The organism is Ponticaulis sp., assembly GCF_029210165.1.
In the GTDB taxonomy this organism is placed as follows: Bacteria; Pseudomonadota; Alphaproteobacteria; order Caulobacterales; family Hyphomonadaceae; genus Ponticaulis.
In genome coordinates this window covers 876,882-897,082 of the sequence record NZ_JARGNT010000001.1, presented here as the reverse complement: position 1 = coordinate 897,082, position 20,201 = coordinate 876,882, and the positions used below count along the sequence as shown (strand labels likewise).

The window sequence follows — 20,201 nt, the reverse complement described above, 5'->3', positions numbered from 1 at the left end:
TCTGGGCTGGCAAGTTTGGTTGAACGGGGCGCGGGCCTGTTAGCTGGACGGTCCGCCGAGGAGTCCAGAATCCGGATCATATCGATCATTGTTACCGGAATTCTGCTCCCGGTCTGGGCTGGCAGAGTTTGGTTCGCGGATCTGGATGTAAGAGACCACTTCACGCACGCCATTCACAACGCTCGCATGTTCTGCAATCTGGCGCAGTTCGTCAGACGAGCGCGCAATTCCCATCAGGTAAACGACGCCGTCATAGGTCTCGATATTGATATTGACGCTTTTGACTTCCTGATCGGTGAACAGGCGTGTGCGGACGCGCGCCGTGATCCATTCATCATTGAGGTTCTGGCGTACGCCGCCTGCTTCACGGACCTGAATTTCGTTGGCGACATCTTCAATCAGACCAACCGTCCAGGCGATGCGCTCGACTTCCATACGGTCTTCAATGGTTTCGACGCGGCCTGTCAGAAGCGCGACACGTCCGGCGACTTCAACATCGACTTCATTATAGCGACGCGGACCAGCGGCCAGAAGCCGGGCTTTCAGCTCGTTGGAGGCGTTTGCATCATCAAGGCTCTGACCGAGCGTGCGATCCTGAACAGCGGCGACACTCACAGCGCCTGCTGCGCCAACAACACCTGCAACGCATCCGCTGAGCGGCAGTATGCAGGCAACCAGTAGAAAGGCGCGAACGGACATGTGTGTCTCCCTGAGTAATCTACTCTAATTTACTCATTGTCTCTTAACCATGAGTTAGGGGAAAATCGGGTCTCCATGCGTCGCGAATGTGGCAAAAGGTTAAACCGGGCGCGATTGCGAACAGGTCATAGCGCCGGTTTGCATTGTAAAGATCGCCATGGCGCGACAGCCAGAGGTCTGCGGCACGGCCAATTCTCATCCAGTTTTGCATGGAGACGGCTTCTTTTGCGTCGTCCAGGCGGGCGCGCTTCTTCACTTCGATAATGACGACCAGCGCGCCTTTGAGGCAGACAATGTCGAGCTCTCCGGACGATAGCTTCTGCCGTGTGGCGAGGACTTTATAGCCCTTCAGCGCGAGGATGAGGCAGGCATAGCGTTCGGCCCAGCGGCCTGCAGCTTCTGCTTTCTGCCTCTTATTCTGCGCCATTATCCGTTATCACCGCGCGCTTTGTCCTGAAGAGATACAGCGCGGGCGTAAAGTTCGCGCTTGGGGCGATCAAACTTTCTGGATGCTTCGGCGGCGGCGCCCTTGGCACCGAGATTGGCCATACGGTCGATCAGATAGGCGTCGATATCCTCTTCGCTGACCTCAACCTGCCCCTCACCCGTGAGTGACACCATGAGGACGATCTCACCTTTTGGTGGGCCATCCTCTTTGAGCTGGCTGAGAAAGGCGCCGGCCTCTGAATGGATGATCGTTTCGAACATTTTAGTCAGCTCGCGCGCCATGACGAGCTCGGTTTCGGCGCCAAATACCTCGATGATTGCCTCAACCGTGTCATCGAGCCGATTGCCGCTTTCATAGAGAACCAAAGTTGTTTTCTGGTCTGCGAAGGATTTCAGGCGCTCCAGACGCTGGCCGGTTTTCACCGGCAGAAAGCCTGCAAAGGTGAAGGTGTCGGTGGGTAGTCCGCCAGCGCTCAGGGCTGCGGTCAGCGCAGACGGGCCTGGAATAGGGACGACATCAAAGCCCGCCTCACGCACATCGCGGACCAGTTTAAAGCCCGGGTCTGAAATAAGCGGCGTGCCTGCATCTGAAACAAGGGCGAGGCGTTCGCCTTTCTCCAGCGCTTCGATGATAACAGGCCGCATCTGCGCCCCATTATGGTCATGGTAGGTGCGTAGGGTGGTTTTAATTCCATAAGCATCCAGCAGGCGCCGTGTCTGGCGGGTGTCTTCTGCGTAAATCACATCCACGGCGGTAAGCGTATCGAGCGCGCGTAAAGTTATGTCCCGGAGATTGCCAATTGGTGTTGCCACCACATACAAAGCCGATGACAAATCGACTGAGCGAATAAGTTGTGTCACGGGCATTACCTCGATAGCGTCCATAAGGTATGACGGTCCGATCTGGGGGACCTGGGAGAGTAGACGATGAAACCGGTTCTAGCTTTAAGGCAGTTTTCTGTGGTGCCAAGCCTGCTTCTGGCGGGATTGCTTGTGGCATCCTGTGCAACTGCGCCTGCGCGTCCGCCTGCGCCGATCTCTACAGGTCAGCCGCGCACAGAGCCTGAGCCGCCGCCTCCGCCAACCGGTGGGCTGCCGGAAGAGCCTGAAGAGGTTTTGCCGGAAGAGCCTGAAGAAACCGGTCCGGATGCCCGCCTCTTCCTTACACCAGAATTCATGGAAGGCCGCGAGATCCGCCGCGTCGGCGTGCTTTTGCCTTTCTCTCACTCGCGCGCGGGTGTGCGTTCGCAAGCCTCGGGTCTTCTTGCCGCTATCGAGATGGCATTGTTTGATCAGGCTGGCACAGACATTCTGATTATTCCGAAGGATACGGCTGGTGACGCACGTCAGTCGGCTGCTGCAGCAACTGAAGTGATCAATGAAGGCGCTGACGTCATTATCGGTCCGCTTTTTGCGACGAGCGTTCAATCGGTTGCGACAACGGCGCGTGCAGCAGACATTCCTGTCATCGCGTTTTCAAATGACCGGTCTGCCGCAGGTGGCGGCGCATATCTGATGAGCTTCCCGCCGGAAGAAGAAGTCGCCCGCATTGTGGATCACACAATGGCTCAGGGTATTCGCAAGTTTGCCTTTATGGGGCCGGCGTCTACTTATTCGCGCCGCGTGGAAACGGCTCTGCGTTTTGAAGCGGCCCGTCGCGGCGGCATTGTCATTGCGTCGGAATTCTACGCATCAGACAATCAGGCGCCTGTAGATGAGGCGCGCCGTCTGGCTGGTCGTATCAATAGTTCACTTTTGAACCGGACCGAACGCGTTGCGGTAATGATCCCGGATAATGGCGTTCAGCTTCGCGCTGTCGCTCCGTTGCTGCCTTATTATGAAGTCAATCTGCGCCAGCTTCAGTATATCGGCACGTCCATCTGGAACGATCCGCAAATCTGGCGCGAGCCGGTTCTGGAAAATGCCAACTTTGCGATGCCTGATCCGCAGGACACCGAATATTTCCGCAATGCATTCCAGGGCGTTTACAATAGCGAACCTGCATCGCTTGCCAGCCTTGGCTATGACGCTGCGGCGCTTTCTATATCTTTCCTCGCTGATGGCCGCGTATCAGAAGACGAACTTCTTGAAGCTGACGGCTTCCGCGGTGTGAATGGTCTCTTCCGCTTCCGCGAAGACGGCACAATCGAACGCGGTCTGTCTATCATGTCGATCCGCCCGAGCGGTCCGGTGCTTGTCGAAGATGCGCCAGACAGTTTTGTGGTCGGTGGCAGCTAGGCTCAGGGCAGGATTTCGCCGGCAATATAATCGGCCAGCAACCAGCCTTTTTCGGTCAATGATATGCGGCCAGCTTCTTCAAGGAGCTGGCCGTTTTCTTTAAAGCTCTCAAGCTTTCGCGCATTCAGCGGTGCGCCAAGTAGGGCCTCGACACTGGCGCGCTCTACGCCGCGCTTTGAACGCAGGCCCAGAATGACAGCTTCTTCAGCCGCTTCAGTGCCGGTGAGAGAGAAGGTCTCAGCGGAGCCGGTTCCGCGCTCTTCTACGGCGCTGATATAATCCGGAACGCGTTGCTCAGCGATCGTCGTCGTGCGCCCGTCCTGTAATTCCAGCTTACCTTCTGCGCCGGGGCCGATGCCAAGCCATTCGCCGTTCAGCCAATAGGTAAGGTTATGCCTCGACCAATAGTTCTCCGAACGCGCATGGTTGGAGACTTCATAGGCAGGCAGGCCTCGCTCAGCAGTTAGTTTGAGTGTCTCTATATAAAGGTCAGCCTGCGCATCCTCATCGAGCGGAATGAATTGCTCGCGCTCGACCTGTTTGGCAAACGCAGTCTTCTCTTTGATGGTCAGTTCATAGAGTGATAGATGCGGCGCGCCCGTTGAAAGCGCGCTATCGAGCTCTTCCAGCCAATCGGGAATGCTCTGGCCCGGCCGCGCATAAATCAGATCAATCGATGTGTTCGGAAAAACATTTAGCGCTGCATCAATTGCTGTGCGGGCTTCGTCGCGGGTGTGATTGCGCCCAAGAAAGCGAAGCGCATCATCATTCAAAGCCTGCACTCCGAGTGAAAGCCGGTTCACACCTGCCCCCTTCCACGCTTTCAGACGTTCAGGCGTAATGTCTTCGGGATTGGCTTCCAGAGTGATCTCGATATCGCCATCCGGGGCAAACCTTACGGCGGATGTCTCTATCACCTCGGATAGAAATGACCGGGTACACAAAGAAGGCGTACCACCGCCAAAGTATAAAGATGTGAGTGTGCGGCCCGTCAGGCTGGCCGCATATCCTTCTATATCTTTCAGGATCGCCGCTTCCAGAGCTGAATTGTCCCGCGATTTCGCCGCATAGACGTTGAAATCGCAATACGGACAAATCTTCGCGCAATACGGCCAGTGGACGTATATGCCGAACAGCTCGTCAGGAAGGCGCGGCGAGCCCGACATTAAATCTCCAGCGCAGCCTTCAGCTTCACAAAAGCATCGGCGCGGTGGCTCATGGCGTGTTTCCGGTCAGGATCCATTTCGCCGAATGTGATGGTTTCACCTTCAGCGACGAAAATGGGATCATAGCCGAAGCCTTTATCGCCGCGGGCGGGGAATTCCAGATGGCCACGAACTTCGCCTTCAAAGATTTCGGTATGGCCATCCGGCCAGCCAATAGCGAGGGCGCAGACGAATCGCGCCGAATAATCATCGGCGTTTCTCTCTTCCAGAGCGGTCTGAACTTTTTTCATGGCATTTTCAAAGCTGCGCGGCTCACCGGCCCAGCGTGCTGAATAAATGCCTGGCTGACCATCAAGAGCAAACACTTCCAGGCCTGAATCATCTGACAAAGCAGGCTCGCCAGTGGTCCTTGCGGCTGCCAAAGCCTTCAAAGCGGCATTGCCTGCAAAAGTTTTTTCGGTCTCTTCCGGCTCTTCAAGATCAAGTTCGATTGCGGAGCGTACCTGGAACCCCAAAGGCTCAAATAGCGCCTTCAATTCTTTGACTTTTCCGGAGTTTTGGGTGGCGGCAATCAGGTTGCCGGGAGCAAGCTTTCTGGTCATCAGATCACACCTTCATCACATCGATTTTATGTTTTTCGATAAATTTATGCTTGATTGTTTTTCGATAAAACATTATTGTTTATGGACAAGCCGAGGCGAGCCACTTTCCTCCCGACATAGTGTCACGGTTCGTTGAACGGCTTTCTAACTAGAGCAAGAAGGACTTTTTTAAAATGCGTACTCTCAAATCCGGCGTATCGGGTCTCATGATCGGGCTGGTTTATTTTGGCGCGCCCATGGTAGTACTAACCGGTTACCTCACCGCACTTTCGCCCTTGAGCGTATAGTAGTTGCGGTTTAGGCAGGGTGGTGAGCATATGGCCTCCACCCTTGCAACGAACAACTGGAGCTGACGACACAATGCCGCTGAAGGCTTTAGGAAAAGGATCAATCGCTTCGGCACTGCATGTGCTGATGAGCGTTATCACCAGCCTCGGCTGGCTGGTTCTGGGTATCTGCGTCACGGTTCTCGTGATCGCAATGGCCACTGATCTCTCCGGCGGCGCACTGCAATTGCCTGTGCTTGAAGGCAATATCTCCGTTGATACGCCGACTTATCTGATCGGCTTTGCAAGTCTCATCGTTATTCTGGTCGGATTCATTCTTATGGCCGGCCAGCTCAAGCGTATTCTCAAAACTCTTATTGATGGCGATCCATTCGTCCCGGAAAACGCGCGCCGACTTACACAGCTTGCGCTGATTGTCGCGGGAATGGAACTTTGTCGCCACGCCATTGGTTTTGCAGCTAAAATGTTCCTGGTGAATACATCAGTGAACTTCTCTGTTAACCTCGCCGCATGGGTCGCGGTGATCACTCTTATGGTCCTGAGCCAGGTGTTTGCCGAAGGCACGCGCTTGCGCGAAGAAGAAAAAATGACAATCTGATAATATATGCCGATTCGCGTTACCCTAGATCGCGTCCTTCTGGACCGCCGCATGTCACTGACGGAGCTCAGTGATAGGGTCGGTGTGACACTCGCCAACCTGTCCATTCTTAAAACCGGTAAGGCGAAAGCCGTCCGGTTCTCAACGCTGGAAGCGCTTTGCCGCGAGCTGCACTGTCAGCCGGCAGATCTTCTTGTGTTTGATGATGAAGAGGATGAGGACGGCCAGCAAGCCGCGGCCGAGTGAATTCACGCCCGGACTCTGTCCGGACATGACCATTTCTGATATTTCTTCAATTAAGCGACGCGCGGAAAACCTGTTCCCGCGTTCTTTTTATGTCTGACACCTGGCAGGACGGCACCACGCTATGTCTATGGAAAAACTCGTTATCCTCACCACAGGCGGAACGCTTGATAAGGATCATGACACCTTCACCGAGAGTCTGGTTCTGAACACCGAGAACGTGACCAATGTGCCGGAACTGCTGCGGGTCGGGAAAACTCATTTTCCGCGTGTGCAGCCCATTATGAGCCTCGATAGCGCTGATATGACAGAAGATCACCGCGCCCACATTCTAAGCGCGGTGAAGATCGTGCCTGAAGCGCATATCGTCATCACGCATGGTACCAGTACGATGGGTGAGACGGCTCGGTTTCTGGATGGAAAGACCGGTGACAAGACGGTTGTGCTCACCGGCGCGCTTCGCCCGTTTGCGCTTGGAAAGTCGGATGCTGGCTTCAACGTCGGCGGTGCAGTGATTGCGGCGCAGGCTCTGCCGGCTGGCGTGTATGCGGTCATGAATGGCCGGGTTTTCAAAGCCGGTGAGGTTTCAAAGGACGTTAAGTCCGGCCGGTTTGATGTGTGATATTTTGTGCTCGATCGCACTTCCTCGCTGAAGGCTCGGGCGATCTGCGCCTGCGCCTTGCTTGTGAGGGCACACGGAGCTCAGACCCCCACGCCACAGGGGTCTGATGTGTTTAGAAGGGTGTGGGACTTATTCCCCGATAGCGTCGCGCTGCGCTTCAAACAGTTCGCCGCAGCCTTTTTGCGCCAGACGCATCAGTTCTGCGAATTCGTCCGGTGTGAAGCTACGCTCTTCGCCTGTGCCCTGAATTTCGATGATATTGCCGTCAGAGGTCATCACGAAGTTTGCGTCGACTTCGCCTTCTGAATCTTCCGGATAATCAAGGTCCAGAACTGGAACGTCTTTATAGACGCCGCACGAAATGGCTGCTGCCTGCGCTGTCAGCGGGAAGCTGTCGATCACGCCTTCTTTGACGAGGTATTTGCACGCCAGCGCCAGCGCGATATAGCCGCCAGTAATAGAGGCTGTACGTGTGCCGCCGTCTGCCTGAATGACATCGCAGTCAATTGTGATCTGGTTTTCGCCAAGCGCTTTGAGATCGGTGATGGCGCGAAGCGAACGACCGATCAAACGCTGGATTTCCTGCGTACGGCCAGACTGTTTGCCAGCGGCAGCTTCACGGCGGCCGCGTGTGTGTGTCGCGCGTGGCAGCATGCCGTATTCGCCCGTCACCCAGCCTTCGCCTTTGCCCTTCATCCAGCCTGGAACGCGCGGCTCCCAGCTTGCTGTGCAAAGCACATGCGTATTGCCGAATTTGGCAAGGCATGAGCCTTCCGCATACGCGTTTACATTGGTTTCGAGTGAAATGGTTCGAAGCTGGTCTGCCTGCCGTCCGGATGGGCGCATAATATTATCTCCAGATGAAATTGGGTGCCGGTCTAATCATCACCGGACGGTTCGTCTATCATGGCCTGCAGGAAAGACTTGTATTTTCTGGCAATGACCTCAAATCTTGAGGCGCGAAAGACCTTAAACGTTCGGACCCTTCAGTTATGACCAGCCTGCAAGCGCTCGACCGTAGATCGCGGGATATATTCAAGACGATTGTAGAAGCTTACCTTGAAACAGGTGAGCCGGTTGGCTCGCGGACGATTTCCAAGCGCGGCGTGGACTTATCGCCTGCGTCTATCCGTAATGTGATGGCGGATCTTGTCTCACTCGGGCTGCTCGATGCACCGCATATCAGTGCCGGTCGCAGGCCAAGCCATGCGGGCCTTCGCTTTTTTGTAGATAGCCTACTGGAAGTCGGTGAAGTCGGTGAGGATGATCGCGACCAGATTCAATCCCGCCTTGCAGCCGTCAGCCGCGACATGGATGAGCTTCTGAACGAAGCATCTGAGGTTCTGTCCGGCCTCACAGGCGGGGCGAGCCTCGTTTCGTCTCCGAAAAGCGATGATCCGGTCCGTCAGGTGGAGTTTATTCCGCTCGGGCCTGCGCGCGCGCTGTGTATTCTCGTCTCTGATGGCGGTGATGTTGAAAACCGCATTATCGATTTTGGACCGGAGATCGGGCCGACCACGTTGATGGAAGCGTCTAACTATCTCACAGCCCGCATGCGTGGGCGACGCCTCTCCGAAGCGCGCATGGAGATTGAGCGCGAACTCAGCGAAAAACGCGCCCAGCTGGATGCCGCGGCGGCCAATCTTATCCGCCTTGGCGTTGTGGAATGGTCGGGCGAAGAACCTGACCGCGGACGGTCTTTGATCGTGCGCGGGCGTGCAAATCTGCTCGAAACGGCCAGCGCAAAGGAAGATCTTGACCGGATCGGCCATCTTTTCGATGAGCTGGAACGGAAAAAAAGCATGCTGGAAGTGCTTGATTCTACAAGAGATGCTGCCGGAGCGCGCATTTTTATCGGCTCTGAGAACTCTCTCTTTTCACTTTCGGGTTCCAGCATGATCGTCTCTTCCTATATGAACAGCGACCGAAAAGTTGTAGGCGCTCTGGGCGTGATCGGACCGACGAGTCTGAATTATGCCCGGGTGATACCTATGGTAAATTACACAGCCAAAGTGGTAGGCCAGATACTGGATGGCCGCCAGAAACGGGATGGACAGTAAATGAGTGACGGCAGAGACCCATCAGAAATCCAGGACGATGTGGAGCTGAGCGAAGCTGCACAGGAAATGGCTGACGCTATGGAAGCGGCGGCTAACGAGATGGACGGCAAGGCTTCAGAAGACGAAATCTCTATGGAGCAGCGTTTCCAGATGCTGGCCGACGAGAACGCGAAGCTGAAAGATCAGGTGCTACGCGCGCATGCCGAGATGGACAACATCCGCAAGCGTGCCGAGCGTCAGGTCGCTGACACACGCGTTTATGCCGTTGAGAAATTCGCTGGCGATCTTCTGCCTGTGTCCGACAACTTCGCGCGCGCGCTTGACGCGCTGCCGGAAGGCGAACGGGATGGCCTTTCCGACGCGGGTAAAAACCTGCTCGTTGGTGTAGAAGCGATCCAGAAAGAGCTGCACGCGACGTTTGCTCGTCACGGCATCACAGCGATCCATGCAGAACCGGGCTCTGATTTTGATCCGAACCTGCATCAGGCAGTCAGCCAGATCCCTTCAGAGCATCCGTCTGGCAAAGTTGCAGCGACCTTCCAGACAGGTTGGAAGATCGGTAACCGCACGCTCCGCGCCGCTATGGTGGCCGTTAGCGCGGGCTAGCCGGAGCACTCGATCCAAGGTTTTTACACCCTCGCTGCGGCGGGGGTGTTTTGGTTTGGGTGTGAATTGGTGCAATTACTGTTGTATCAAGTGATATTCTTGCAATTTCAAGAAGTCATCGAATCAGAGTTCTATTCCTGAGTTTGTCTCAGAGGATAGTGTTTTGGATACTGTAAAACAGATAGCGGAGCATCCGATTTTTCCGCTGTTCGAATCTTTGGAAAGTTCATTTTCGGAACTCAAAGAAACGATACCTGAAGCTGAAACCCTCAGGTTTGATAGGTTGTTCGCTTTGTTTGCGCTGCTGCGGGACAACGTTAGCGGTTCCGAACGAAACCAGATTCCAACTCAGTCTCTCCAGAATGCGCATCAGCAATTATCGAGCTGCAAATCTCAAATTAACTCATTTAACTCTAGCCGAGACTTGGGACATCTGTCGAATGCCCAAAACCACCTGAGCTCAGCTTTAGCGGCTTTCCCGACAAAATTTAGAAGCGGTCGAAAGAACGTTTATCGAAGTGTTCTGGATGAGGTCGGCGATGTTTCTCAGAAGATCATCAAAGAGCTGCGTTCAGAAATCGATACCAACAAAAACACGTTGAACGAACTAAAGGCCGAAACTGACACTTTGCGAGCTAGGATTACGGAAGAGCAAGCTCGGATTTCCGCTGGATTGGGTAACGTTGAAACTCAATTCACAAATTCTCAGGCGACTCGAAGTGAGGCGTTTCAAAAGCTTTTAGACGAGATGAGGATTTCGCGTGAAAAAGTCATTGATGCTTTCAATGATGAATTGAGCGAATTTTTAAAAAAGAACCGTGAGAGAATTGAGTCTGAGACGGCCCGGAGAACAGAGAAATTTGATGAGATAGAGAGTGACGCCGCTCTGAAACATCAGGCCATTCTAGAACTATATAATCTGGTCGGGGAAAATTCTCTAATTGGTGGCTATGTGCAGCGCGCGAAGATTTCCGAAAGATCGGCTGTTTTTTGGGATGTAGTTGCTTACGCTTTTATGACGTTGGGCATCATAATGCTCGTTGGACCAAGCTTAGCATCTTATTTTCAGTCTGGGTTTACCAATGTTGACTGGCTGCAGGTGCTCGCCAGAGTGCCAACTTCAACTGTCTTATTCGCGCCTGCAGCATACGCGATTGCACAGGCTCGTCGACTGAAAAGAACCGCTGAGACTTCGCGAGAGAGGCAACTTCAACTAGCGGCATTGGGACCTTACCTTTCCACATTGCCATCAGAAGTGCAGGAGAAGATTAGGGCAATCTTGACCCCGAGATTCTTTTCTTCCAATCCGGATGAGAAATTTGCGCTATCCGAAATTTATGAGCTCATCAGAGAGGACAATGAAGAGTAGGTCTGCGTCTGCCTAGCGCGCAATTGACGACCTGCCGTTTAGCTCTTGATCTCAACTGCGCTTGAGATTCCATAAATGCGCCTTTCTCCATGAAAGGATGAGATATGGACCTCAATCAGGTGACTTTGCCGGTCACGGACTTTGAAACCGCCTATCAGTTTTACGGGCAGATCGGCCTCAAGCCGATTGTGTATTCGCAAGGGCGTTATGCCCGTTTTGAGCTTCCGTCCGGCAGTTCAACGCTTTCGTTACATGTGGCTGATCACGCCATGCCGCCGGGCATGGTGATCTATTTCGAATGCGATGATGTGTATGCACGCTATGAGGCTTTATGCGCCCGGGGCGTCGAATTTCTGAATGCGCCGCGCGATGAAGCATGGGGCTGGCGTGAAGCCCGCTTCAAAGACCCGTCCGGAAATGAGCTCTGCCTGTTTCATGCGGGGCAGAACCGGCGCTTTCCGGCTTGGCGGTTGCCGAGTGCTGGCGATTTGTGACCGGTTTGGTCTCACCGCGTTGACCAAATAGTGATTTTTAATCGCAGGTCTGGCTTTCCATCTGTTTCTGTCACACGTTCAGTCGGTATCGAAGCGGGGCAGGCGCATGGACATTCTGACAATCATTCCACCGGTTGCGGCGATTATCGTCGCCGTTGTCTGGCGCAATGTATATGCGGCGCTGCTGACCGCTTTGTTTCTGTCTGAAACCCTGATTGCGGCATTCAATCCGGGCATGGGTCTTCTGGGCGTTGCCGACCGGAACATGGAGGTCTTCGCCTCCAGCTATAACGCGCATATTCTGGTCTTCTGTCTGCTGATAGGCGCGCTCATCGCCTATATGCGGGATTCTGGCGGCGTCTCTGCGATGGCGCATATGCTGATCCGTTCGGGCATTGCCGGTAGCCGCCGTAAGGCAGAACTCGCCGTGGCCGCGACGGGTACGGTTGTCTTCATCGAGACGAATGTAAGTCTGCTCTCCTCCGGTGTTCTTGGTCGACCGCTTTATGATGCGCATAAGCTCTCGCGTGAGCGGCTTGCCTACATCATCGACTCCACCTCGGCGCCGGTGAGCGTGATTATCCTTCTGAATGGCTGGGGCGCGTATGCGTTGAGCCTTGTCGCAGATTATGGGTTCGACCGCCCGCTGGATGTGGTGCTCGGCTCTATCCCGTGGAATTTCTATGCAATCCTGACCCTGATCGGCGTATATTTCACTGCCATTTCCGGCAAAGTGTTCGGCCCGATGAAAACGGCAGACCAGAAGGTGAATGCCATTACCGAGGCGGGGCCGGAACCGACCAAGGCGCTTTATATGTGGCTGCCGCTGGTGATCATGGTTGGTGCGGCGCTTGGCTTCATGGCGTGGACGGGCAATGGCGATATTACCGATGGTGACGGTGCGGGCTCCATCCTCTGGGCAATCTGTCTGGCGATCATGGTTGCTGCAGGCCTGCTCTTCTTCAACAAGGTTTATTCCGGCTCGGAGCTTCAGGAAAAAGCCTTTAAAGGCGTGGGTGAAATGGTGCCGATGGTCGCCGTGCTCTGGTTCTCAATTGCGCTTGGCGGCTCCTTGCGAGAGCTTGGAACAGGCGCCTATATCGCGTCGATTGCAGCTGAATCCATTCCGCCATTCACCGTGCCTGTGGTGATGTTCATCGCCGCGGCGCTCACCAGTTTCATGACGGGCACAAGCTGGGGCACATATGGCATTCTGGTGCCAATCGCCATGCCGCTGGCCGCCGCGCTTGGTATTCCGCCATCACTGGCGCTCGCAGCCGTACTTGGCGGCGGTGTGTTTGGCGATCACTGCTCTCCGATTTCCGATACGTCGTTGATTGCGAGTGTCGCCTCCGGCTCAGAACACCTGTCTCACGTGCGAACTCAGCTTCCTTATGCGCTGACAACAGCAGGCATAGCGTGTGTGCTCTATCTTGTGGCCGGTTTGGCTGTTGTATAGGTTACCAAAAGGTGTGTACTTGCGCTTTAGTGCGTGAACCGTCATTTCTGACCTCACGTAACGAAACGGAGATACAACATGACCCGTATGCCAACTTATTTTATCCCGCATGGCGGTGGTCCGTGTTTCTTCATGGATCCGCGTCCTGGCACACCTGCGGACACGTGGGACCGTATGGCAGACTTTCTGAAAAAGCTGCCGGAAGACCTGCCGGAGCCGCCAAAAGCGGTCCTGATTATCTCAGCACACTGGCTCACCGATGTGCCGACAATGATCACCACCGAAGCGCCAGAGCTCTATTTTGATTATTACGGCTTTCCGCCGCATACATATGAGCTGACATGGCCTGCGAAGACGTCCGGCTGGCTGGCAACGCGGACAAAAGAGCTCTTAAACGATGCCGGTTACCGCGTCGCTGAGGAAACAGAGCGCGGCCTCGACCATGGTGTGTTCGTGCCGTTCAAGCTGATCTATCCGGATGCTGATGTGCCGATCCTGCAGCTTTCCATGCTGAACACGGATAATGCGGCAGAGCAGATCCGTTATGGTCAGGCGCTGACAAAGCTGCGTGATGAGGGCGTTCTGATCATCGGGTCTGGCCTCAGTTATCACAATCTGCGTCAGTTCTATCACCAGCCGCTGGTGACAAACCCGGATTCAGTAGCATTCGATGAATGGCTGACTGATGCGGCAACCGATACGGACGGCCGTAATGACAAGCTGGCGCAATGGCTGAAAGTGCCAACCGCACGCGCCGTGCACCCTACTTCTGAGCACCTTTTACCGATGATGATCGCAGCAGGCGCTGCGACGGGTGATCAGGGTGAGCAGATCTATTCTGACATCGTGCTCGGCAAAGCAGTGTCCGGTTATCGCTTCGGCTAGCTGGCTGTGTCTTCCTTGTCTTCCCGCTTCAGAAGCGGGGAGACAATGTGGTGGAAGGCAAACCATCCCATCACAGCGCTGAGCGTGTTTGCCCAGAGGTCTTCGGTCGCGAAGGTGCGATAGGCGCACGGCATAATCCCGAAAATGCCTGTAAGCTGACTGGTCTCAATCGCCATAGATGTTCCAAAGCCAATCGCAAGCGCTGTCCATAATCCATGACGCCAGCCCGCCCGCAGGAAGAATGCGCACGGGGCGAGCATGAACAGGTTGAGCCCGAATTGCACCGCCGTGCCGGAGGTGATGATGCGTACAAGATCAATCTCGCCGCGACGCTCGATATGTAGGTTCAACTGGTTCCAAGTGTGGAGGACGTCCATATTTCGCCGTGCCCGCCAAGGAAACTCGCAATATGCCTCGAAGTCATCCGGAATAGGAAAATGGGTGACAAAGATGACCATGCACAGCGTTACAACCAATCCCGCCCAGGCGAGCTTGCGCAGGTGAGGCTCTGCGCGGTCGCGATGCTGAGGAAGGACGCGCCACGCAACCGCAATTGCGAGCATGATCAGTGATGCCGCAAAAACTCCTGCCACAAATATATAGAAATAGAGCTTCAAACGCCGTTCATCCCGCCTGTCCGTTTAGTCGTTTGGACGGAATTTGAGGCGCTATCAAGGCGCAGGGATCAGATGATGATCGGCGTGCGGTTCAAGCCGGTTTTTTGCACGCGACCAGAGCTTTTCATGCACAGTGTAGGCAATGGTCTGCACGAAGGGTTCGATCAGGCCGATGGCTAAGGCCGCATGCCAGTTGCGGGTTAATGCAAAGGCAACGGCAATGGCGACGGTCAGGTGCATCAGGCCATAGGTAATTGTTTTCAACATTCTGGTTCGTCCTTGCATGATAAAGCAACGAACTGAATGTGGGTTAGTTGCGAATAATTCTCAAATTGATAATTGCGATACCAGCTATAAAGCTTTTCTTAGTGTGAGATTGATCCGCCCGCCCTGTTTAAGAAGCGAGGACGTGCCGGGATAAATCCGGTCTATGCCATGATAGGCGAGACGGTCTGATCCGCGAAGGATCATCACATCGCCGGATCTCAGCTTGAATGACTGGGTTTTGCCGCCGCGCGTTGTCTGGCCAAGGCGGAAGAGGGCGGTGTCTCCCAGAGAGATAGACAGCACCGGAATGGTCAGGTCCTGCTCGTCTCTATCCTGATGCAGCCCCATTTTGGCGTCCGCAGGATAATAATTGCAGAGGCAGACATCCGGCAGAGGGGCGTCGGGTAAGAGGCCCGTCCAGACGTTGAGGATGCTTTGCGGAATATCCGGCCATGGACTGCCGGTTTCAGGATGGGCCCGCTGATAGCGATAGCCTTTGGCGTCACTCATCCAGCCTGCAGCGCCGAAATTAGTCATGCGCACAGACATGGATTTTCCCGTACGAGGCATTGTGGGTGTATAAAGCGGGGCTTCGGGAATCCGGGCGCGTATGTCTTCCAGCAGCAGATTCTGATCCTTTGTGCTCACGTGTTGTGAAAAAAATTGTGTTCCGTTTGGCCGGATTTCCATGGATTTTCCGCTGATTTTTATCGCTATTCATAAAGATAGAGCGCTCTACCGAGCCGTCACCCGGAAATTTCACAATTTCGCGAGGTCAAAATGCATTGACGCCTTGAGCCTTTCGAATCTTTTCCCATATCCAGCCAGAAGCCTGAGGAGTTCGCTCTTCACGTATCCGTAGAGTCATCGGGCTTAGGCGCTGCTTGCAGGCCATCCAACAGGCCGGATGACGGCTAACCAGAGGATTGTAGAATGGGAAAAATTATTGGTATCGACCTTGGTACGACAAACTCCTGTGTCGCCGTTATGGACGGCAAGGATGCCAAGGTAATTGAAAACGCTGAAGGTGCACGCACAACGCCATCCGTTGTCGCTTTCGCTGAAGGTGGTGAACGTCTGATCGGCATGCCTGCACGGCGCCAGGCCGTCACCAACCCTGAGCAGACCTTCTTTGCGATCAAACGTCTGATCGGTCGTGCACACGGCGATCCGACTGTTGAGAAAGACAAGAAGCTCGTTCCTTACGAGATCACAAAAGGTCCAAGCGGCGACGCATGGGTCAAAGGTCGTGACAAAGACTACTCCCCGCAGGAAGTTTCATCTTTCATTCTGACAAAGATGAAAGAGACAGCAGAAGCTTATCTCGGTGAGAAAGTTACGCAGGCCGTGATCACGGTTCCAGCTTACTTTAACGACGCTCAGCGTCAGGCTACGAAAGACGCTGGTAAAATTGCCGGTCTTGAAGTTCTGCGCATCATCAACGAGCCGACAGCCGCTGCGCTGGCTTACGGCCTCGACAAAGCGTCTGAAAACAAAACGATCGCAGTTTATGACCTCGGTGGTGGTACATTCGACGTATCCATCCTCGAGATCGGTGACGGCGTGTTTGAAGTTCTGTCTACAAACGGCGACACTTTCCTTGGCGGTGAAGACTTCGACATTCGTATCGTCGACTATCTGGCTGATGAGTTCAAAAAAGAGAACGGCATCGACCTGAAAGCTGACAAAATGGCGCTTCAGCGTCTGAAAGACGAAGCGGAGAAAGCCAAAAAAGAATTGTCTTCTGCGTCTCAGTACGAAGTGAACCTTCCGTTCATCACGGCTGACGCAACAGGTCCGAAACACCTCAACATCAAACTCTCCCGTGCGAAGTTTGAGAGCCTTGTTGATGACCTCGTGAAGCGCACAATCGAGCCATGCAAGAAAGCGCTTGCTGACGCAGGCAAATCCGCTGGCGAAATCGACGATGTGGTTCTCGTTGGCGGTATGACGCGTATGCCAGCGGTTCAGGAAGCGGTGAAGAAATTCTTCGGTCGCGAGCCGCACAAAGGTGTGAACCCTGACGAAGTTGTTGCGCTCGGCGCGGCAATTCAGGCGGGCGTTCTGCAGGGCGATGTGAAAGACGTTGTTCTTCTCGACGTCACACCTCTGTCCCTTGGTATCGAAACACTTGGCGGTGTCTTCACACGTCTGATCGACCGTAACACGACAATCCCGACGAAGAAGTCTCAGGTCTTCTCTACAGCTGACGACAACCAGCCAGCTGTGACGATCCGCGTCTTCCAGGGCGAGCGTGAAATGGCTGCCGACAACAAAATGCTCGGCCAGTTCAACCTTGAAGGTATCCCGCCAGCACCGCGCGGCATGCCGCAAATCGAGGTTACGTTCGACATTGACGCCAACGGCATCGTGAACGTGTCTGCGAAAGACAAAGCGACCAACAAAGAGCAGAAGATCACCATTCAGGCGAATGGCGGCCTTTCTGACGACGAGATCAGCCAGATGATGCAGGAAGCGGAAGCAAACGCTGACGCGGACAAGCAACGTCGTGAACTTGTTGAAGCGAAAAACAACGCTGAAGCGATGGTCCACTCTACCGAGAAACAACTCGCTGAACATGGCGACAAGGTAGACGCATCTATCAAGAGCGACATCGAAGCCGCTATGGCTGACCTGACAAAAGCCGCTGAGAGCGAAGATCTGGAAGACATCCAGGCTAAAACTCAGGCGCTGATGCAGGCAAGCATGAAGCTCGGTGAAGCGATTTACGCTCAGCAACAGTCTGAGGGTGAAGCGGCAGCGGCTGCAGACGCAGCAAGCGACGCGGCAGATGACGATGTCATCGACGCTGACTTCGAAGATGTCGGCGACGACAAGAAGTCTGCCTAACCTGCCTTAGCTGACGCTAAATAGGAAAACGACATGGCCAGCCTGAAACATGTGACCTTCATTGTTCCGGTGCTGGCCTTGTCATTTTTCCAGCCAGCGATGGCTCAACGATCGCTGGATGCAGATGATGCCGCCTTGTGTTCGGCGGCCCTCGATCTCGCGCGCGGCTGGCCCGGCATGATGATTTCGCAGCACGCGAAATATGTTCAGGCTTCGGACTGGTTTCAGACGCAGGGTATCGCGGCAAATGAGATTTATTTCGAGAATCAACTCGAACTCTACATCGCAGCGCTGACAGAAGCGCGCGACTCCGGCGACACGCAATTTCGTACGGTCGTCGAGGGATGTGAGACTTATTACGATACGAGCCGTACCGACTGATCGGCCTCGTTTCCATCAGGGAATGACCAATGTCTGACCGGAGTTATTATGACATTCTCGGCGTAGCCAAGGATGCCGACGAAAAGCAGATCAAGAGCGCCTATCGCAAGCTGGCCATGAAATTTCACCCGGACCGCAATCCGGATGATCCTGAAGCTGAAGCGAAGTTCAAAGAGGCAGGCGAAGCTTATTCTATCCTGTCGGATGGCGATAAGCGCGCAGCCTATGATCGTTATGGCAAAGCAGCCTTTGAACAAGGCGGCGGGGGCGGCAATCCGTTCGGTCAGGGTGTCGACCCGGGCGACATTTTTGGCGATATTTTCTCTGAATTCTTTGGCGGAAGCCGAGGCGGCGGACGCGCTCAGGCACGCGGTCAGGATCTGCGTTACGACCTTGAAATTTCACTGGAAGATGCCTTTAACGGCCGCGATATGGAAATCACGCTGCCGGGCAAGGAAGCGTGTGACCGTTGTGACGGGCAGGGCGCTGAACCGGGCACACAGCCAGAAACCTGCACGACCTGTCATGGCCGTGGCCGCGTCCGCGTGCAGCAGGGCTTTTTCACAATGGAACGTGGCTGCCCGAAATGTGCAGGCCGTGGAACCGTAATCAAAGATCCGTGCCGCCAGTGTGCGGGCCAGGGCTATGTTCAGACAGAGCGGACGCTTTCCATTAATATTCCAGCGGGTATTGAAAGCGGACAGCGCATCCGTCTCTCAGGCGAGGGTGATCCGGGCGGACCGGGCGTCGTGCCGGGCGATCTCTACATTTTCGTAGAAGTCCTCGACCATGAAATCTTCGAACGTGACGGACCAAACCTCTACTGCCGTGCACCGGTGACAATGGTCACCGCGGCGCTTGGCGGCGATATTGAAATCCCAACCGTTGAAGGGGGCCGTTCGCGTATTACCATCCCGGAAGGCGCGCAGACAGGCCGCCGTATGCGCCTGCGCGGTAAGGGCATGACATCGCTTCGTGGTGGCCCGCGCGGTGACCTCTATGTCGAACTGTTCGTGGAAACACCGCAAAAGCTGACAGCACGTCAGAAAGAACTCATGCGCGAGTTCTGCGATGAATCCGGTGAAGACTGTAACCCTGAGAGCAACGGCTTCCTTGGCAAGGTCAAACGGTTCTGGGACGATCTGACGGACGCTGACGAAGCCCGTTAGAATGTCAGTCAGGAGGGCGGCCGGTTCGTGCTGCCCTTTCACTTTGCATTCGCGAAAAATTCAAATGAACCCGCTTGGCGTTGAGGCGTTTGTCTGACTAGATTTCTACGTCGTTCAAAGCCTAAGGGGGCATCAGATGAACCTTCTCACAAAACTATCCGTCAGCGCGCTGGCACTTTCCGTAGTGGCTTGTGCAGGCGAAGAGACGCTGCCACCTGCGCCGGAAGCTGTTGTTGAAGCTGAACCAGCTGCTGAGCCAGCAGTGGCAGAAGCCGAAGCGTCAGAGGTCATGTCAGACGATGTGCTGGCGTTCGAAATTGGCGAGATCAATGCGCTTGCGCTGACAGACGGCCAGTTCACCATGCCGGTCGATCAGTCGCCATTCGGTGCGCAGCCGCTTGAAGATGTGGTTGAAGCGCTCGATGAGGCTGGTCTTGAAAGCGATACGCTTAGCCTCTCTCTCCACCCAATGCTGCTTGATGGCACAATCCTGTTCGACACGGGCACAGGTGGTCCGCCTGCTGGCGGTCTGATGACGTCTCTGTCTGATGCAGGCGTCGAGCCAGCTGATATCACAGACATTTTCATCTCTCACTCGCACTTTGATCATGTCGGCGGGCTGATCACCTCCGAGGGTGAGCCAGCCTTCCCGAACGCGACAGTTCGTATGTCTGTTGAAGAGTGGGACTTCATGCAGACGAATGAAGAACAGGCGGCAATTGTCGCTGCGGTGTCTCCGATGGTTGAAACCTTCGAGGCCGGCACAGCAGACATTCTGCCGGGCATTACTTCGCTTGATACGCATGGCCACACACCGGGCCATTCCGGTTTCCGCATCACTTCTGGCGAGGAAACGCTGCTTTATGTTGGCGATTCCATGCACCACTTTGTGCTGTCTGTCGGTCATCCGGGCTGGACAATTGCGTTTGATATGAACGAGCCGGTTGCGCGCGAAAGCCGTGAGGCGCTGCTCGCCGAACTGGCAGAGACAGGTGAAACCATCTTTGCCTATCACTTCCCGTTCCCGGGCATTGGCCATATTGAAACGAGCGATGATGGCTTTGTCTTCGTAGAAGACTAAGCGCTTAACGCTTGAATTTAGGGCTGATGGGAGTGCCGATCCGGTCATTTCCATCAGTCCG

The 20,201-nt window shown here is 54.7% G+C and carries 23 protein-coding genes; 14 read left to right on the top strand and 9 right to left on the bottom strand.

Annotated elements, in window-relative coordinates; genetic code table 11:
* Positions 1 to 39: 39 nt before the first annotated feature.
* The 3 genes from P1U45_RS04475 to rsmI are packed head-to-tail and all read right to left on the bottom strand — an operon-like array spanning position 40 to position 2,007.
* On the bottom strand, positions 40 to 699 hold the full coding sequence (locus P1U45_RS04475) for a BON domain-containing protein (protein WP_301057697.1): 660 nt from the start codon (positions 697 to 699) through the stop codon (positions 40 to 42).
* 43 nt (positions 700 to 742) lie between these two features.
* The gene (locus tag P1U45_RS04470) at positions 743 to 1,126 is read right to left on the bottom strand and encodes a YraN family protein (RefSeq protein WP_301057695.1); all 384 of its coding nucleotides are present in this window, start codon (positions 1,124 to 1,126) and stop codon (positions 743 to 745) included.
* Positions 1,126 to 2,007, bottom strand: a complete 882-nt coding sequence (gene rsmI / locus P1U45_RS04465; protein WP_301057694.1) for a 16S rRNA (cytidine(1402)-2'-O)-methyltransferase — start codon at positions 2,005 to 2,007, stop codon at positions 1,126 to 1,128. The genes P1U45_RS04470 and rsmI overlap by 1 nt, the downstream gene beginning before the upstream one ends.
* A 66-nt stretch (positions 2,008 to 2,073) precedes the next feature.
* Here rsmI and P1U45_RS04460 point away from each other — a divergent pair, with 66 nt between their 5' ends.
* A complete protein-coding gene (locus P1U45_RS04460) occupies positions 2,074 to 3,384 on the top strand; it encodes a penicillin-binding protein activator (protein WP_301057693.1) in 1,311 nt (436 codons plus the stop codon).
* Between the two features lie 2 nt (positions 3,385 to 3,386).
* Here P1U45_RS04460 and hemW read toward each other — a convergent pair whose 3' ends face one another.
* Both hemW and rdgB read right to left on the bottom strand, forming a co-directional pair.
* On the bottom strand, positions 3,387 to 4,550 hold the full coding sequence (gene hemW / locus P1U45_RS04455; RefSeq protein WP_301057692.1) for a radical SAM family heme chaperone HemW: 1,164 nt from the start codon (positions 4,548 to 4,550) through the stop codon (positions 3,387 to 3,389).
* The gene (gene rdgB, locus P1U45_RS04450; RefSeq protein ID WP_301057691.1) at positions 4,550 to 5,152 is read right to left on the bottom strand and encodes an RdgB/HAM1 family non-canonical purine NTP pyrophosphatase; all 603 of its coding nucleotides are present in this window, start codon (positions 5,150 to 5,152) and stop codon (positions 4,550 to 4,552) included. The genes hemW and rdgB overlap by 1 nt, the downstream gene beginning before the upstream one ends.
* Before the next feature lie 414 nt (positions 5,153 to 5,566).
* On the opposite strand from rdgB, the gene P1U45_RS04445 reads away from it, so the two are divergent.
* From P1U45_RS04445 to P1U45_RS04435, 3 genes are all read left to right on the top strand, one after another.
* Complete coding sequence (locus P1U45_RS04445; RefSeq protein WP_301057690.1) at positions 5,567 to 6,037, top strand: DUF2975 domain-containing protein; 471 nt, start codon at positions 5,567 to 5,569, stop codon at positions 6,035 to 6,037.
* A 6-nt stretch (positions 6,038 to 6,043) separates the two neighbouring features.
* Positions 6,044 to 6,283: a helix-turn-helix transcriptional regulator gene (locus P1U45_RS04440; RefSeq protein ID WP_022693704.1), complete on the top strand. Its 240-nt coding sequence runs from the start codon at positions 6,044 to 6,046 to the stop codon at positions 6,281 to 6,283.
* Between the two features lie 121 nt (positions 6,284 to 6,404).
* The gene (locus P1U45_RS04435) at positions 6,405 to 6,902 is read left to right on the top strand and encodes an asparaginase domain-containing protein (RefSeq protein WP_301057689.1); all 498 of its coding nucleotides are present in this window, start codon (positions 6,405 to 6,407) and stop codon (positions 6,900 to 6,902) included.
* Between the two features lie 129 nt (positions 6,903 to 7,031).
* Here P1U45_RS04435 and rph read toward each other — a convergent pair whose 3' ends face one another.
* The gene (rph, locus tag P1U45_RS04430; RefSeq protein ID WP_301057688.1) at positions 7,032 to 7,748 is read right to left on the bottom strand and encodes a ribonuclease PH; all 717 of its coding nucleotides are present in this window, start codon (positions 7,746 to 7,748) and stop codon (positions 7,032 to 7,034) included.
* A gap of 146 nt (positions 7,749 to 7,894) precedes the next feature.
* On the opposite strand from rph, the gene hrcA reads away from it, so the two are divergent.
* The 6 genes from hrcA (at position 7,895) to P1U45_RS04400 (ending at position 13,775) form a co-directional block, all read left to right on the top strand.
* Positions 7,895 to 8,962 (top strand): heat-inducible transcriptional repressor HrcA, encoded by a 1,068-nt coding sequence (gene hrcA / locus P1U45_RS04425; protein WP_301057687.1) that lies wholly within the window; start codon positions 7,895 to 7,897, stop codon positions 8,960 to 8,962.
* Positions 8,963 to 9,568, top strand: coding sequence for a nucleotide exchange factor GrpE (locus P1U45_RS04420; protein WP_301057686.1), 606 nt, complete (start codon positions 8,963 to 8,965; stop codon positions 9,566 to 9,568).
* A gap of 163 nt (positions 9,569 to 9,731) precedes the next feature.
* Positions 9,732 to 10,937, top strand: a complete 1,206-nt coding sequence (locus P1U45_RS04415) for a hypothetical protein (protein ID WP_301057685.1) — start codon at positions 9,732 to 9,734, stop codon at positions 10,935 to 10,937.
* A 104-nt stretch (positions 10,938 to 11,041) separates the two neighbouring features.
* Positions 11,042 to 11,431, top strand: a complete 390-nt coding sequence (locus P1U45_RS04410) for a VOC family protein (RefSeq protein WP_301057683.1) — start codon at positions 11,042 to 11,044, stop codon at positions 11,429 to 11,431.
* 106 nt (positions 11,432 to 11,537) lie between these two features.
* Positions 11,538 to 12,890: a Na+/H+ antiporter NhaC family protein gene (locus tag P1U45_RS04405; RefSeq protein WP_301057682.1), complete on the top strand. Its 1,353-nt coding sequence runs from the start codon at positions 11,538 to 11,540 to the stop codon at positions 12,888 to 12,890.
* A 78-nt stretch (positions 12,891 to 12,968) separates the two neighbouring features.
* Positions 12,969 to 13,775, top strand: coding sequence for a class III extradiol ring-cleavage dioxygenase (locus tag P1U45_RS04400; protein ID WP_301057681.1), 807 nt, complete (start codon positions 12,969 to 12,971; stop codon positions 13,773 to 13,775).
* Here the strand turns inward: P1U45_RS04400 and P1U45_RS04395 are convergent.
* From P1U45_RS04395 to P1U45_RS04385, 3 genes are all read right to left on the bottom strand, one after another.
* Entirely contained in the window at positions 13,772 to 14,392 is a 621-nt protein-coding gene (locus P1U45_RS04395; RefSeq protein ID WP_301057680.1) for a VanZ family protein, read from the bottom strand. The genes P1U45_RS04400 and P1U45_RS04395 overlap by 4 nt on opposite strands.
* Positions 14,393 to 14,446: 54 nt before the next feature.
* A complete protein-coding gene (locus P1U45_RS04390; protein ID WP_293609159.1) occupies positions 14,447 to 14,659 on the bottom strand; it encodes a DUF2061 domain-containing protein in 213 nt (70 codons plus the stop codon).
* 84 nt (positions 14,660 to 14,743) lie between these two features.
* Entirely contained in the window at positions 14,744 to 15,349 is a 606-nt protein-coding gene (locus P1U45_RS04385) for an alpha-ketoglutarate-dependent dioxygenase AlkB (protein ID WP_301057679.1), read from the bottom strand.
* Positions 15,350 to 15,592: 243 nt separating this feature from the next.
* Here P1U45_RS04385 and dnaK point away from each other — a divergent pair, with 243 nt between their 5' ends.
* The 4 genes from dnaK (at position 15,593) to P1U45_RS04365 (ending at position 20,140) form a co-directional block, all read left to right on the top strand.
* A complete protein-coding gene (dnaK, locus tag P1U45_RS04380; RefSeq protein ID WP_301057678.1) occupies positions 15,593 to 17,509 on the top strand; it encodes a molecular chaperone DnaK in 1,917 nt (638 codons plus the stop codon).
* Between the two features lie 33 nt (positions 17,510 to 17,542).
* The gene (locus tag P1U45_RS04375) at positions 17,543 to 17,890 is read left to right on the top strand and encodes a hypothetical protein (RefSeq protein ID WP_301057677.1); all 348 of its coding nucleotides are present in this window, start codon (positions 17,543 to 17,545) and stop codon (positions 17,888 to 17,890) included.
* Between the two features lie 29 nt (positions 17,891 to 17,919).
* Positions 17,920 to 19,059 carry a molecular chaperone DnaJ gene (dnaJ, locus tag P1U45_RS04370; RefSeq protein WP_301057676.1) on the top strand — a complete coding sequence of 380 codons (1,140 nt, stop codon included), beginning with the start codon at positions 17,920 to 17,922 and terminating at the stop codon, positions 19,057 to 19,059.
* A gap of 136 nt (positions 19,060 to 19,195) precedes the next feature.
* Positions 19,196 to 20,140, top strand: coding sequence for an MBL fold metallo-hydrolase (locus P1U45_RS04365; protein ID WP_301057674.1), 945 nt, complete (start codon positions 19,196 to 19,198; stop codon positions 20,138 to 20,140).
* Positions 20,141 to 20,201 lie beyond the last annotated feature (61 nt).